The organism is Bacillus sp. AFS059628 (assembly GCF_002571225.1).
Taxonomy (GTDB): Bacteria; Bacillota; Bacilli; order Bacillales; family Bacillaceae_G; genus Bacillus_A.
In genome coordinates this window covers 24,822-39,708 of record NZ_NVEC01000003.1, presented here as the reverse complement: position 1 = coordinate 39,708, position 14,887 = coordinate 24,822, and the positions used below count along the sequence as shown (strand labels likewise).

The following is a 14,887-nucleotide window of genomic DNA, read 5'->3' as shown; positions in this document are numbered from 1 at the left end:
AACAAACCATAAGAGACAAACCTTTTTCAAATTAAAAAACGGCTGTCTTACAAATCTGTAAAACAGCCATCCCCGTTTGACTCTTAACTAAAAATTTCTTTTACTTTCCCGACAACTATGTCTGTTCCAAACTTTGTTATTTCATAGGCAACACTTGCTATCGCCATACCCATTCCTTCTACAACATTAAAACTTCTTAAGCTTTCTAATTGTTTTTGTTTTTCAGTAGCGGAAAACGAACCCTCCAAAATCTCTGACTCAGTAGCCTCGCCTTTTGTTCCTGTCATATGTGCAATTTGTTCATACGACATTTGCTGATAACCTTTCATACTTTTCAAACCATGATTAGCAAGTGCCACCCCCGCTATCACCATAAGTAAGCATATGGCCGCACTACATATACATAAAAGCGAAAAGCGGCTTAAATGATTATCCTCTCTCCCCCTCAATGTGTGTATGCTCCTGTATTATCTTGGTCAATTTGATGATGCAGTGCTGCATTTAAACCACTTGCTATTACATTTGCCATATCCTCTATAAAAGCATCCACTTCTTTCGGAGTCACCATTAAATTATGACCTAGAGGAGATAACACTTCATAAATTAATTTCCTCTTCTCTTCATCTTCCAGTGTACCTACAGCACCTAAAAACATATTTCGGCTCTTTTCATCCGGCATATCTTCTTCTGTTAATTTTTTCTTTTCTCCAAATGTAAAACCAGCCGGTAACAAAGATCGGGAAGGTTTGTTACCTTCTTTCATCTCCCTGCCAAAATGTTTCAAAATAAAATCAATCGTATCGCTTGTAATCGAAACGGCATCCACCACAGTCGGAACGCCAATTGCGATAACAGGAATTCCTAATGTTTCTTTACTGAGTTCCTTACGTTTATTCCCAACACCCGACCCAGGATGAATTCCTGTATCAGAAATTTGTATCGTACTATTTACCCTTTCAATAGAACGAGCAGCTAATGCATCAATTGCAATGACAAAGTCTGGCTTTGTCTTCTCAATGATTCCATAAATGACATCGCTCGTTTCAATTCCTGTAATCCCCATTACCCCCGGCCGAATCGCACTAACAGGCCTAAACCCTTCTTCTACGCTTTCAGGCTGCAATTGAAACAAATGTCTCGTTACTAATACATTTTCTACAACTATTGGTCCAAGCGCATCGGGCGTTACATTCCAATTTCCCAGACCAACAATTAAACAACTCGCTTCTTTCGTAACGCCAACCTCTTCTAAGAAATACGAAAATTCTTTTGCAAAAATACGCTCTACTTTTTGTTGCAATTCTGTATCTTGTTGACGTATCCCTTGTACTTCAAGCGTTAAATAATTTCCAGGTTTTTTCCCCATCGATTCAGAGGCAACTTCATCAATCGTTACTTTCGTAATGGTAATACCTTCTTCTTCCCTCTCTTTTACAATAACTCCTTGTATTCCTTGTTGCTCTTCTTGACGCTCTTGCAACATTTGATGTGCCTCTACAGCAAGGTCCGTTCTAACACTATATTTACTTAAATCTAATGGTTCTTTCATCGTATCTCCTCCGTAATTCATAGTAAATATCGTTAGATTTCCCAAAGTTATATAAGGTCATTCTTTCCTTTACGTGAAATTTCATGGATATACTATTGCAATTCTCTTCACCGTTTGATAGAATATCACTTGTTCTATGTTATGAATCGAGTCATTCGATTGCACCAGGGAGGTGAAAAGTATGGCAAACATCAAATCTGCTATCAAACGCGCTAAACTTAGCGAAGAGCGTCGTGCACATAACGCTTCTATCAAGTCTGACATGCGTTCTGCTGTTAAAACTGTTGAAGCTTTAGTTACTAATAACGATCTTGAAAATGCTAAAGAAGCTTTCAAAACTGCTTCTAAAAAACTTGACAAAGCAGCTCGTAAAGGTCTTATCCACCAAAACGCTGCAGCTCGTCAAAAATCTCGCTTAGCGAAACAAGTAAACGCGTAAGGCGTTTAAAAAACGATCCATTTGGATCGTTTTTTTATATACAAAAAAGTTCACTTGCTAAGCACGTGAACTTTTTTGTTCCATCACATATGATTTAACCGCATTAAGAAAAACTCAAGTACAAGTTTCTTATCCATTTTTCCAGTTTTCATACTATAATCAGCTTCCGCTAATTCTATAATTACTTTTTTTAATTCTTCAAAAGAAAAAAACTTCGTTTGATTCATCGCTAACTTTACACGATATGGATGCACACCAATATGAGACGCAATTTGATTCTGCCCATAACCACGTTGCTGTAACTCTTTCACTTGATGCAGCAAACGGAATTGACTTACTAATAATGCAAGCAATTTAATAGGTTCCTCCTGCTGCGTAAATAATCCATCCAAAATTTGCATCGCACCCGCGATATCCTTTTTCACCACTTTTTCTGTCAAAGCAAACACATTTTGTTCAACTGATTTTGGCACAAGCTCTGCAACGAGTTTCGGTGTAATCTCTCCGCCCATACCGACATATAACGTTAACTTGTCCATTTCTTTCGCCAACATCGTTACATTGCTTCCCACAAGCTCTAACAACAAACTAACAGCTGCATGATCAATATGTACATGCACTTCATCTGCACGAGCAACAATCCACTTCTGAACATCTTGCACTTGCATTGCATTCGCTTCTATTACATCCGCTGTTTTCTTTAATAGTTTTGTAATTTTTTTTCGTTCATCAAGCTTTTCGTAAGATGCAACAAAAACAAGAATAGAAAACGGAGAAGGCTCCCCAATATATTCTTCTAAAATTTTTATATTTTGTTCTAACTTTTCTTTTTGTGAAGTTAAAAATAGTGGTGATTTTATTAATAGTACTTTACGCTCTCCGAAAAAAGGCAGTGTACGTGCATCCTCAACCACATCTTCTAAATACGCTTCTTCTAAATCATATGTCACGACATTAAACTCGCGATCTTCCTCTTCTAGCGCTTCTGTTGTAATAAGCTTTATCGTTTCATTTATAAAAAACGCTTCCGTTCCATACAGTAAATACAACGGAGCAAACTGCTTCTTTTTAATCTTTTTATGTATATCACTCATACTTTTTCCTACTCCCTAACTTGGCAATATATATTTATACTAATGCCCTAGCTATTGTTTTACAAGTACAAAGGAACAGGCTGTATAACCCGTCCCTTTATTTATATTAAACGCCACGCAATAAGCCCCGGGTTTCTTATTGGTGTGCGGTAATCACCTTCCCTTTATTATTCACAATAAAAATTCGAGTATAAGTGCCAACTGTTAACATGCTTGGAAACAAAAAATTAACGTTACTTCATAATCTAAAAATAGTAAAAACGCTATATTTCTCTTCATATGGAAATTGTAGATTTTTTTCTGACAATATTTTATACTAAAGTGGAATGTTGGGGAGGGATTCTAAATGAATGATTTTGAACAAAATGTTCAAAGCAAACGCAATGACGCTATTGATTCAGGGGTAGGATTTATCGTCTCATTTGGTTTTTTCGCAACACTTTTCATCATTGCAACTGTTATTAAATTTATTGGTTCTTAAAGACTGCTGCTTACTGGCAGTCTTCTTTTTTATCGATTATGTGTTTCATCATATGTGATTTTGCTACGAAAGGTTCCGTTTTCCCCTTTAAAAACATAGGAAATAGCACCTTGCTTATCCGTGCGCCATATTTCAATCCCCATCTTCTCAAAACGCTCTATAACTTCCTTATGGGGGTGCCCATACCTATTACGCTCACCGACAGAAATAATCGCTATATCAGGCTGTACAGCACTTAGAAAAGGCGTTACAGATGACGTTTTACTCCCATGATGAGCAACCTTTAAAACATCCGCCCGTAACTCTGGATACGTAGCTACTAAAAACTTCTCTCCTTCTTCTTCTAAATCACCTGTAAACAACCACGTTAGTCCTCCTACTTTTGCCCACATTACAATTGAAGCGTTATTTTCACTGCTCTCCTTTCCTACTGGCGCTAATACGAAAAATTCTGCTCCATTTATGCTCCAGCTTTCTCCTTCTCCTACCTCTCTTATTTTCACTTCCTTTTCTAACGCCTGTTTCTTTACTACTTTTTCTAATTCCGCATCTTGTTCCTTTCGGCCAAATACAACTTCTTTTACGGTTATATTTGATAATAACTCTTGCGCAGCACCTATATGATCCGCATCTCCATGCGTTACGATTAATTTATCGATTTTTTTAATACCTTCCTTTTGTAAATAAGGAATCAAAATATCATTTCCGACAGAAAATTCATGCTTTTTCCGTTGCCACTCTTCCTTGTTTACACGAATTGTTCCACCAGTATCAATGAGGTAAATCTCTTTATCGTATGGGAGACGAATTAATATCGCATCTCCCTGTCCAACATCAAGAAATGTAACACTTCCACTTTCCCGAAAATACGGATATATATAATGACATGTACTAATAAAAAGAAATATCCCCGAAGCTACACACATAATTCCTTTCGGCATTCGCCTTTCCCAAACTATCAATATACTAATCATACTAACGCAATATAGGGCTACAAGAAGTATAGGTGTTTGCCCAAAATTAAGACTGGTAAATGGTAAACTTTCACAATAACTTAAAACATCATTAGAAAGATTCAAACCTATTGATAGTACATTCGCAAGTCCTTTTGCAAAAAACGGGATAATCGGTATACATATTAAAATAACGATACTACACGGCAATACAATGAGGGATAGAAACGGAACGTATAGGATATTAAGAAAAATACTATATGGAGAAAAATAACCGAAGTGATATAACAAAATTGGGGTACTAACAAGTTGTGAAATAAGAGAAATGTAAATAGAATTTCGAATCAATCCATTACTACTCTCTAGTAAAAGCGGGGCAGATAACAGTAAAGCAAAACTACCAACGAAAGAAAACTGAAAACCAATATTAAACAGAAGATACGGATCAAATATAAGCATACATATAGCTGTTATACTTAAAGCATCTAAGCTAGATAAACGAATAGAGTACATAAAAGCGATTAACATTAACACTCCTGTTATAGAAGCTCTTATAACAGACGGTGACGCTCCTGCTAAAATCATATATAGAGGAATACAGAAGATAAGACATACTGTTGCTACCTCCCTCGTCACACCACTTCTCAGCAAAATGAAATACACGATCGCCATTAACAATACGATATGTGAACCTGAAATCGCCAACAAATGCACAAGACCAAATTGTTGATATTGCTCTTCAACTTCAAATGTCATTTGTTGTCTATCACCAAATACTAACGCATTCATAAAAGCACCTGATTGTTCTGGAAACATTTCTGTAACGCCCGAGATTGCTTGCTGTCTCAACAGAAGAATCCATTGCACGAGTGACAACGATGTTTTATGGCATTCAGAAATATATGTAGCTTCCAATATGAAATGAATATTTTGCTTATACAAATAATCATGATAATTAAAACCATGAAAATTCCGAGCTATTGGCGGGACTTTCCTCTCACCTTCGAATACACATGATACTCCTGCATGTAATTTTCGTAGTTGTTTCTTTTCTGAGGCTGATTTAATTTTGTAACTTAACTGCACTATATTTTCATTCTGATCTTCAACTTGAAATGATAGACGATCCCCGTTAATAAGAGGTGTATTGTGTATCACTCCTCTTGTAGCTTCGTAGGATTCTCCTAGAGGCTTGTTTTGCCCTTGAACATACGTAGTGTACATAGCGCCGCTAAAACACGCTACCATACAATAAAAAAAGGTTTTACGCGAAGTACGATACAAACAAAAGAAAACATATAGAACGAGACAACAAGTCAGCAATAAAACCGAAGAGGAGAAGGCAATTGCAATCCCTATTATAAATGAGATTGCAACATAGCCCCATTGTCCTTGCAACTCATACTCACTCCTTATAGCATCATTTTTGCTTTCGTGAATACATGCTGTAATTCTTCCATTGATAAGTTCTCTTTTTCTAAAGATGCGAATAGTTCTTTTAACTCCATATGGCGCTTTTGATCCTCTAATGCTGCAATATCATATTCTAGCGGAACATGTTTCACTGTTACATTCGCTTTTTCAAATAACTCTATGGCATATGGATGATTTTTATAATCCTGCGCATAATAAACTGCCGTAATCCCACTTTGAATAATTGCCTTACAGCATTGTAAACAAGGAAAATGCGTAACATAAATTTCTGCTTCCTCTGTTTTCACACCAAACTTTGCACATTGTAATAAAGCATTCATTTCTGCATGAATTGTACGAACACAATGATTATCAATAACATAGCATCCATCATCTATACAATGTACGCCACCTTTAATTGAACCATTATATCCACCAGCAATAATTCGTTTATCACGAACGATTGTCGCCCCTACTGCAAGCCTTGTACATGTACTACGTAAAGATAGCAAATGGCTTTGCGTCATAAAATATTGATCCCATGAAATTCGTTCCATATTCTTCACCTACTTTTTTGTCTACTTGTAGTGTAGCGAATGAAGAAAAACTTCGTCAATCTTTTACGGAATAATAATTTGATCTTTTATTTTTTCCAAAGACTTCACACCAATTCCGTCAATCTCTAACAAATCTTCTATTTTCTGAAACGGACCATGTTCCTCTCGATATTTCAAAATACTTTCCGCTTTCCGAGAACCGATACCTGTAATTTTTTCAATTTGTTCTTTAGAAGCTGTATTTATTTGAACTTTGCCCTCTCCCTTTGAAACAGCAGCTACTTCTTGCGTTGGTTCGTTTTTATTCGGTACGTAAAGAATCATTTGGTCTTGTACCATTTGTGCTAAATTCACCTTCATCCTATCTGCCTCGGGCAAAAAACCACCTGCCTTTTCAATGGCATCCTTGACCCGGTCTCCTTCTTTCATTTCATACACTCCCTCTTTAACAACAGCTCCTTTCATATCAATTACAATTATTTTTTTCTGCTGCTTTGTATCCGATATTTTCGGTTTACTTTTTTTCTCTATCTCTTTCACTTGCACATCCGTTGCAATGACTGACCGCTCTGTATGCTCGTTCGCTTTCCAAAAAAGAAAAAAAAGTAAAGTTCCCATAATAGCTACTAATCCTAACCATTTCTTTGGAAAATCCCACATCATTTTTCACCTCTAATCATAAATTTATAACATCATTCATATTGTTTAGGAGAAAGCTGTTACGAAGGAGGGATGAAACATTGAACATAGGAATTATAGGGACAGGAAACATGGGGAATATACTAATCGATGCATTTTTAGAAACCCGTGCTGTCAAACCTTCGTGCCTTACAATCATTAATCGAACACCCGCCAAAGCATATCATATAAAGGAAAAATACCCTTCTGTTCATATAGCCAAAACTATTGATGAGGTAATTGAACGATCACATCTTATTTTTATTTGCGTAAAGCCGATAGATATATACCCGATCCTACAAAAATACGCTGAACATTTTTCTGATGAAAAGTGCTTAGTTTCTATCACAAGTCCAATATCTCCATCACAATTAGAGACACTTGTACCTTGCCATGTTGCCCGTATTATTCCGAGCATTACAAACCGCGCCCTATCTGGCGCATCACTATTTACATTCGGAAGTAAATGCTCTGAAGAGTGGCAACAAAAACTATTTCGCCTATTCAAAAACATTTCCACTCCCCTTGTAATAGAAGAAGATATAACGCGCGTTTCATCTGATATAGCAAGCTGCGGCCCTGCATTCTTTAGTTATTTATTACAATGTTTCATTAACGCTGCTGTAGATAAAACAAATATTACACATGAAGAAGCCACTACTTTAGTAAGTGAAATGGTCGTCGGAATGGGTAAACTACTCGAAAAAGAGATTTTCACATTGCCTACTTTACAAGAAAAAGTATGTGTTAAAGGCGGCGTTACAGGAGAAGGTATTCGTGTTTTAGAAGAACATGTTGGGGATATGTTTCACAAATTAATCGAGCGGACACACGAAAAATTTGATGAAGATTTAAAATGCGTTGATCAGCAATTCAATAAACACACATAATAAATACGTCATCGTCATTCCAAATCCTTTTTATAAATACTTAATTTTTTCACATTACAACTTCACTTAAACTAGCATTTTCACAATTCACGTATAACACCTTCTAATTATGCTAGAACGAAAAGTACATCTTCTTTACAAAACAAAAGCAACCTTCTCGGTTGCTTTTGTTTTATCCCTCTATTTGCCGGGCAGTAGTAGCCCGCTGATTAAAGTTTTACTTTATCCGTTTTTCTTCGCCATGAAGAAAATACGCTCTGTTTGCTCTGTAACTTCAAGTCGTTCAAAGTCACCAGTTACGCGAAGCACTGTAAAACCAGCTTCTTCAAGCCATTTCGTTAACTCTTCAACCGGATATGCACGTTGCACGTGACATTCGTCAAAACGATGGTACACATCTTCCTCCGGATCTTGAACAAAGAATGTTAGATCATGTTCTACACTATTTGATTCTTCACCAGGGAAGCAATTCCAAATAAGAGATATTTCTTCTCCATTCACTGTATATGTTTCATTTTGAAATACATGATGTATTTTATATAAAGAATGTACATCAAATAAAAACAAACCATCTTGACGTAAATGGTGAAACACTCTCCGGAATGTTTCTTGCACTCCATCTTCTTGCAATACATAATTTAATGAATCACAAAAGATCGTTACACAGTCAAACTCACCCGGAACATCAAGCTCTCGCATGTCTTGTTGGTAAAAAGGAATAAAATATCCTTCTCCGCCTAGTTTTTGCTGAGCAACTGCTAACATTTCTTCTGAAAGATCGACACCGATTACATCGTAACCTTTTTGTACAAGCGGAAGCGTTACATTACCAGTACCGCATGCTACATCAAGAATCTTAGCCTCTTTCATATCCGCTTGCTGCAAGCTTTCCTCTGTGAATTCTACCCATTTATCATAAGGAACATCATTCATTAGTTCGTCGTACAGCAATGCAAATTGTTCGTAATTCATTGGCCTAGCTCTTCTGTAATATCTTCACGCGGCACATCGCCCCATAGACGCTCTAAATTATAGTGATTACGCTCATCTTTATGGAATACATGAGCAACTACATCTCCAAGGTCAACTAATACCCAGCGCGCTTCGTCAAAACCTTCCATACGTTGTACGTCGATTTGGAATTCGTGTGCTTTTGCTTTAATTTCACGTGCAATTGCTTGCACTTGCTTATCTGAGTTACCGTGACAAATAATGAAATAATCTGCAATTGGTGAAATACCTTGCATATTTAGGACAACCATATCTTCTGCTCTCTTATCATCAGCTGCTTTTGCCGCTAATACTAATAAATCTTTATCTTTCATTTACTCATTTCCTCCTTGATAACTGCGTTGTATGTTTGGAATGTTAATGGATAAATCGTTTGATCTTTTTCCATTAAAAATTGAATTGTTCTCTTTAACGCAAATAATAAAGCTTGATTTATATCCGTATATGCGAGTTTACGAGCTTCCTCCACTCCTGGAAACTTTCGACCAGGCTCAATGTAATCCGCTACATAAATTACTTTATCTAACATCGTCATTTTTTCATGACCACTTGTATGATATGTAATAGCTTGCAGGATTTCAGGATCCGTAATGCCTACTTCTTTTTCTACTAAGTATGCCCCAACAGGTGCATGCCATAACTCTTTGTTGTAACAAAGTAAATCTTTCGGCAAATCTTCATTGTTAATGATCTCTTCCATCTCTGAAATCGCTCTACACTTCGCATAATCATGGAATATAGCTGCAACTTCAGCCTTTTTTTCATCCACACCGTATAACTTAGCAAGTTCAATTGCTGTTTCCATTACACCAATTGTGTGTATATAACGCTTTTCATGCATTTGTTGTTTGACAATATGAAGTGCTTTCTCACGATTCATACAACCCATTCCTCTCAATATATACCTGTACTTTTTCAGGAAGTAAATATTTGCATGTTTTCTTCTCTTTATATCTCTCACGTAATAAAGATGAAGAAACTGCAAACTCCGGAATTTCCACTGTGGTGATAGGATAAGGTGTATGCAATGTATAACCAGGTCTTGCAACCCCAACAAACGTTACAAGATTAAGTAACGCCTCAATGTTATACCACTTCGGTAAATACTCAACCATATCTCCACCAATAATAAAGTGAAACTGCACATCCGGATGTTTCTTCGTCAATTGTAGCATAGTGTCATACGTATAAGATGGGCCCTTCCTGCTTAGCTCTTCTAAACAAATGGAAAAATGTTCCTCTGCCTCAGTCGCAAGCTCTAACATTTGTAAGCGACTTTCTACACTTGTAATATTTCGCCCTTGTTTATGCGGCGGAATTTGGTTTGGTAAGAACCACACTTCTTCTAAATTCAAAGCGTGATATACTTCATTTGCAATGAGCAAATGTCCATAATGTGGCGGATCAAATGTACCGCCAATGATGCCAATTTTTCTCAAAAGAAACGCCCCTTCCTTTTACGTACAGCAACTCTCTTCGGTTAGGAATGAAGAGAGTTGCTATTAATAAAAGTTCAATTGGTTTCGCTCTCTACATCATTACGCATCAACAATAAAAATAGCGTATGCTAATCTTTTTATCGAGGAAGCTTAATTTGTTTATTTTCTCTTGACTCTTTGTATAAAACGATTGTGCTTCCAATTACTTGAACGATTTCAGCACGTGCACCTTTTGCAAGTTCTTCTGCAACTTCACGGCGATCGAATTCACAGTTTTGTAGCACACTTACTTTAAATAGCTCACGAGCTTCTAAAGTATCTGCGATTTGTTTAATCATATTTTCATTTACTCCGCCTTTTCCTACTTGAAAAATCGGTGTTAAATGATGTGCTTGTGCACGTAAAAATCTTTTTTGTTTTCCTGTTAACATATATGTTAGCCTCCAAGCTTTCTTATAACTAATTGTTTCATTCGTTCGATATTTGGCGCGCGTCCCGTCCACATTTCAAACGCAAGTGCACCTTGATAAACAAACATATCAATACCATTTTGAATGATTGCACCTTGCTCTTTCGCCTCACATAAAATTTTCGTTTCAAATGGATTATAAATTATATCTGATACAATCGTTCCTTTTTTTAACGAAGAAATTTGTAAAGGCGTATGTTCGACACGTGGATGCATACCTATTGTTGTCGTCTGAATGATAATATCATAATTCCCTTGTTCTTCTGTTGCTTTTTCTAACGATAAAGCAACAGAATGAACAGTAGCCGTACATGCAGCAATAAGTTCTTTCGCCTTATCTACTGTACGATTAGCTACATCAATCTCCTTCACACCTACGTCAGCTAGAGAAAAATAAATCGCTCGACTAGCACCACCTGCGCCAAGTAATAAAATACGTTTCTCTTGAAGTGGTTCGCTACTAATGGACTGCAGTGCTCGGACAAAACCAATTCCGTCTGTATTGTAGCCAATCAACTTTCCATCCTTATGAACCACTGTATTTACTGCACCAATTTGTTTTGCTAGCGGATCAATCTCATCCAAACAATCCATAATCGCAACTTTGTGCGGAGTTGTTACATTAAATCCTGAAATACCTAATGCTTTTAAACCTCTTACTGCTTCCCCTAGCTCTTCCTCTTTAACAAGAAAGGCATGATAATGGGCATCCATATTCAAGTGTTCAAATGCATTGTTATGCATAACGGGTGATAATGAATGTCCAATTGGATTTCCGATTACGCCATATAATTGTTTCATAAATCCCTCTCCATATTAAATTAAAGATTTACGCAATGAAACACTTACTCCTTTTGGTACGTGTGCAACAATTTTTGCTCCCGGTTCGTTTACAGTAACCCATCCTAATCCAGAGAATACAACATCCGTTTTTGGTTCGCGAATATTAAACTCGTATTTCACTAGCTCTGGCATATTTTCTAATTCTTCTGGTGTTGGTGGGCTTAGTAAATCTCCAGCATGATTTTTATACAATTCATCTGCTTTCTCAAGCTTTGTACGATGGATTGTTAAACGATTTGAGAAATGACAAGTAAATGCACGACGACCGCCACTTACATAATCAAAACGTGCCAGTCCACTAAAGAACAATGTTTGTTCTTCATTTAATTGGAACACCATCGGCTTAATTTCTTTTGTTGGTGTAATAAGCTTTAAGCTTTGTTTTCCAACATAGTGAGCCATTTGATGGTGGTTAATAATACCTGGTGTATCATATAAAGAAGATTCTTCATCTAATGGAATATCAATTAAATCAAGCGTTGTTCCTGGGAAATGAGATGTTGTAATTACATTTTCAGTCTCATCACTAAATTCTTTAATCATACGATTAATAAATGTTGATTTCCCTACATTTGTACATCCAACAACGTAAACATCTTTTCCACCGCGGTAATACTCAATTGCATCTGCCAGCTCAGCAATTCCTTGTCCCTTCGCTGCACTGATTAAAAAGACATCCTCTGGCTTTAATCCTAGCTGCTTTGCACTATAGCGCATCCAATGCTTTACTTTATCATGTTTTACTGACTTAGGAATTAAATCCGCTTTATTTCCAACAAGTAATACTTTATTATTTCCTACGAAACGATGTAAGCCAGGTAACCAGCTACCATTAAAGTCAAAAATATCTACAATCTTAACTACTAATGCATCCGATTTTCCAATTCCGTTTAGAATACGTAGGAAATCATCGTCTGTTAATGATACATCCTGAATTTCGTTATAATGTTTTAAACGAAAACAGCGTTGGCAAATGACTTGTTCTTTTTCTAAAGATGAGGCAGGAGCATATCCCACTTCATTTTTATCTTCTGTTTGAATTTCTACACCGCAACCAATACATTTAATTGTTTCAGTCAAACTTTATTCCTCCCAGTTAATTAAACCTTTTTTCTTCATGTTTCTCATAATTCTTCGTTCAATTTTTCGATTAAAGCGCGTTACTAATCCGTCCGTTTGTGCTACCGGTACAACTAAAATTGTATGAAGTCCTACTCGATTTCCACCTAGCACATCCGTTAGTAACTGATCCCCAATTACTACAACTTCATCTGGCTGCAACTGCATCTCTTGTATCGCACGCTTAAACGCACGAACAAATGGCTTACGCGCACTATGAATAAATGGAATACCTAATGGATCAGCAAAGTCTTTCACTCGTTGCTCATTATTATTTGAAACGACCGTTACTTGAATGCCTTGCTCTTTCATTTTCAAAAACCATTCTTCAAGTTGTGGCGTTGCATTTGGACGATCCCATTCAATTAAAGTGTTATCTAAATCAGTAATAACGCCTTTAATACCACGCTTTTTCAAATCTTCTGGTTGAACATGATATACATTTTTCACGTATTCATTTGGTAAAAATAGTTTCAATTTCTTTCACCTCTTTGAGGAGTTTTCATAAAAATTTTTCGACAACATATTTCGATATATGACCTGTGGATAAAATTGTACACATTTTCCACATTAATTTTTCAGCTAATTTGGAATTTACTAACAATCTATACACATTTTATCCACCTAGGTATGTGGATAACCACTCGTTTGTGACTGTCATATTTTTTTGGTACATTAAATGCAACAACGAATCAATCCTTATATTATTAGGAGGTGACTCACCTTGAAAACAAAACATATGGAACAGTTATCTACTGAGTTACTCACTGAGTCTTATTATAAAGCAAAAGAACTAAAATTAAATCCCGACTTCATTTTACTTATAAAACAAGAAATTATTAGACGCTCATTAGAGGACAAGCTTGTCAAATCGTCTTGATTACATATAAAGTGAAACTTTAATTAGCTAACTTGTAAAAAGAGCCATCCTGCGATGGCTCTCGAATAAACAAGTACTCCCATCTAGGGAATTTCATCATTAAGCATCTTTGTCCATAACTCTTGCTTACAGTTATAAAATCTTTTTTACTTATGAGCCAATCGAGTAGCAATTGTTTCACCAAGGCGAAGCTCTTGTCCACTCTTCAACTCCTGCACTACTCTTATCATATCTTTTTCAAACAATAACACAACTGTTGAACCGAATGTAAAGTATGCCATTTCTTCACCTTTTTGAACAACGTCTCTTTCATGTAGCAGCTCAATACTATTAACAAACATAGCTCCTACTTTTACAAGCGCCATATGTTCACCGTCACTATTCACTTCTGTAACAGAGCGATAATTTTTTGACAACGGTTCTTTCCCATATTCCATACCAGCTGCATTTACCGGATATGATTTTCTACCGAGTACAAATCTTTCAGTCACAGAACCAGAAAGCGGACTATGAATACGATGATAATGACTTGGGCTTAAATAAATAACCATGTATGTACCACCTGCATATCGCTGTGCACGCTCTTCATTACCTAGCATATCCACAATTGAATAACGCTTTCCTTTAATATCAAATGTTTTTGTGTCCTCAATAGGACCGTGATCAGCAAAAACACCATCAACAGGACTAACGATACTCGATGCATCTGTATCGATACTACGCTTTCCTTCTTTTAGCTTACGCGTAAATAATTCATGCAATGTTCTATATTCCTTCAAGCCCTTTTCCATCTCATCTTGATTAATTTGAAAAACTTTCGCATACGATGGAATAATGATAGAGCTCAAACGAGATTGTGCAAATTTACGTAATATATAAGAAGTAAAACGACCATTTGTAAGTTCGATCATAAGTCGATATAATGTACGTCGCAAATTGCGAAACCTCCTAATCAGTCTATAACTTTAGCTTCCCCTTCTTTTCCTTCTATATCATATGTAAAATTGGTTCTTATTCCCACATATCATATAGAACCACCATATTATACATGCGGAAAACTAAGTATGGTATT

Annotated in this window: 19 protein-coding genes; 4 read left to right on the top strand and 15 right to left on the bottom strand. The window is 36.4% G+C overall.

The features are described from left to right. Positions 1–83: 83 nt before the first annotated feature. Entirely contained in the window at positions 84–449 is a 366-nt protein-coding gene (locus COL05_RS00970; RefSeq protein WP_098667262.1) for a YqxA family protein, read from the bottom strand. After that, positions 446–1,549, bottom strand: coding sequence for a GPR endopeptidase (gpr, locus tag COL05_RS00965; RefSeq protein ID WP_029439956.1), 1,104 nt, complete (start codon positions 1,547–1,549; stop codon positions 446–448). Before gpr ends, COL05_RS00970 begins: the two co-directional genes overlap by 4 nt. A gap of 181 nt (positions 1,550–1,730) precedes the next feature. Here gpr and rpsT point away from each other — a divergent pair, with 181 nt between their 5' ends. Beyond that, positions 1,731–1,988 (top strand): 30S ribosomal protein S20, encoded by a 258-nt coding sequence (gene rpsT / locus COL05_RS00960; protein ID WP_001274011.1) that lies wholly within the window; start codon positions 1,731–1,733, stop codon positions 1,986–1,988. Positions 1,989–2,071: 83 nt separating this feature from the next. On the opposite strand, the gene holA is transcribed toward rpsT, so the two are convergent. Beyond that, positions 2,072–3,082 (bottom strand): DNA polymerase III subunit delta, encoded by a 1,011-nt coding sequence (gene holA / locus COL05_RS00955; RefSeq protein WP_098667261.1) that lies wholly within the window; start codon positions 3,080–3,082, stop codon positions 2,072–2,074. Positions 3,083–3,428: 346 nt separating this feature from the next. Between holA and COL05_RS00950 the strand changes: the two genes are divergently transcribed. Continuing rightward, positions 3,429–3,563, top strand: coding sequence for a YqzM family protein (locus COL05_RS00950; protein WP_000997609.1), 135 nt, complete (start codon positions 3,429–3,431; stop codon positions 3,561–3,563). A gap of 29 nt (positions 3,564–3,592) precedes the next feature. On the opposite strand, the gene COL05_RS00945 is transcribed toward COL05_RS00950, so the two are convergent. The 3 genes from COL05_RS00945 to COL05_RS00935 all read right to left on the bottom strand — a co-directional run bounded on the left by COL05_RS00945 (position 3,593) and on the right by COL05_RS00935 (position 7,149). Continuing rightward, positions 3,593–5,914: a DNA internalization-related competence protein ComEC/Rec2 gene (locus tag COL05_RS00945; protein ID WP_098667260.1), complete on the bottom strand. Its 2,322-nt coding sequence runs from the start codon at positions 5,912–5,914 to the stop codon at positions 3,593–3,595. A gap of 14 nt (positions 5,915–5,928) precedes the next feature. After that, entirely contained in the window at positions 5,929–6,486 is a 558-nt protein-coding gene (locus COL05_RS00940) for a ComE operon protein 2 (RefSeq protein ID WP_048531258.1), read from the bottom strand. A 63-nt stretch (positions 6,487–6,549) separates the two neighbouring features. Beyond that, the gene (locus tag COL05_RS00935) at positions 6,550–7,149 is read right to left on the bottom strand and encodes a helix-hairpin-helix domain-containing protein (RefSeq protein ID WP_098667259.1); all 600 of its coding nucleotides are present in this window, start codon (positions 7,147–7,149) and stop codon (positions 6,550–6,552) included. Positions 7,150–7,226: 77 nt separating this feature from the next. On the opposite strand from COL05_RS00935, the gene comER reads away from it, so the two are divergent. After that, positions 7,227–8,054, top strand: a complete 828-nt coding sequence (comER, locus tag COL05_RS00930; RefSeq protein ID WP_060632322.1) for a late competence protein ComER — start codon at positions 7,227–7,229, stop codon at positions 8,052–8,054. A gap of 222 nt (positions 8,055–8,276) precedes the next feature. Here the strand turns inward: comER and COL05_RS00925 are convergent, their stop codons facing one another. The 8 genes from COL05_RS00925 to COL05_RS00890 form a co-directional block, all read right to left on the bottom strand. After that, on the bottom strand, positions 8,277–9,026 hold the full coding sequence (locus COL05_RS00925) for a class I SAM-dependent DNA methyltransferase (protein ID WP_062923560.1): 750 nt from the start codon (positions 9,024–9,026) through the stop codon (positions 8,277–8,279). Continuing rightward, positions 9,023–9,379: a ribosome silencing factor gene (gene rsfS / locus COL05_RS00920; protein WP_000653200.1), complete on the bottom strand. Its 357-nt coding sequence runs from the start codon at positions 9,377–9,379 to the stop codon at positions 9,023–9,025. The genes COL05_RS00925 and rsfS overlap by 4 nt, the downstream gene beginning before the upstream one ends. After that, positions 9,376–9,945, bottom strand: coding sequence for a bis(5'-nucleosyl)-tetraphosphatase (symmetrical) YqeK (gene yqeK, locus COL05_RS00915; protein WP_098667258.1), 570 nt, complete (start codon positions 9,943–9,945; stop codon positions 9,376–9,378). The genes rsfS and yqeK overlap by 4 nt, the downstream gene beginning before the upstream one ends. Next, positions 9,935–10,504, bottom strand: coding sequence for a nicotinate-nucleotide adenylyltransferase (gene nadD, locus COL05_RS00910; RefSeq protein WP_098667257.1), 570 nt, complete (start codon positions 10,502–10,504; stop codon positions 9,935–9,937). Before nadD ends, yqeK begins: the two co-directional genes overlap by 11 nt. A gap of 137 nt (positions 10,505–10,641) precedes the next feature. Beyond that, positions 10,642–10,935: a ribosome assembly RNA-binding protein YhbY gene (gene yhbY / locus COL05_RS00905; RefSeq protein ID WP_000955224.1), complete on the bottom strand. Its 294-nt coding sequence runs from the start codon at positions 10,933–10,935 to the stop codon at positions 10,642–10,644. A gap of 5 nt (positions 10,936–10,940) precedes the next feature. Beyond that, positions 10,941–11,774: a shikimate dehydrogenase gene (gene aroE, locus COL05_RS00900; protein ID WP_098667256.1), complete on the bottom strand. Its 834-nt coding sequence runs from the start codon at positions 11,772–11,774 to the stop codon at positions 10,941–10,943. Positions 11,775–11,789: 15 nt separating this feature from the next. Next, positions 11,790–12,896, bottom strand: a complete 1,107-nt coding sequence (yqeH, locus tag COL05_RS00895) for a ribosome biogenesis GTPase YqeH (protein WP_000140795.1) — start codon at positions 12,894–12,896, stop codon at positions 11,790–11,792. 3 nt (positions 12,897–12,899) lie between these two features. Beyond that, positions 12,900–13,412 (bottom strand): YqeG family HAD IIIA-type phosphatase, encoded by a 513-nt coding sequence (locus COL05_RS00890; RefSeq protein ID WP_000765309.1) that lies wholly within the window; start codon positions 13,410–13,412, stop codon positions 12,900–12,902. 247 nt (positions 13,413–13,659) lie between these two features. On the opposite strand from COL05_RS00890, the gene sda reads away from it, so the two are divergent. Further along, complete coding sequence (gene sda, locus COL05_RS00885; protein WP_000850094.1) at positions 13,660–13,815, top strand: sporulation histidine kinase inhibitor Sda; 156 nt, start codon at positions 13,660–13,662, stop codon at positions 13,813–13,815. A 146-nt stretch (positions 13,816–13,961) separates the two neighbouring features. Here sda and COL05_RS00880 read toward each other — a convergent pair whose 3' ends face one another. Then, positions 13,962–14,750, bottom strand: coding sequence for a phosphatidylserine decarboxylase (locus tag COL05_RS00880; protein ID WP_098667255.1), 789 nt, complete (start codon positions 14,748–14,750; stop codon positions 13,962–13,964). Between the last annotated feature and the right edge of the window lie 137 nt (positions 14,751–14,887).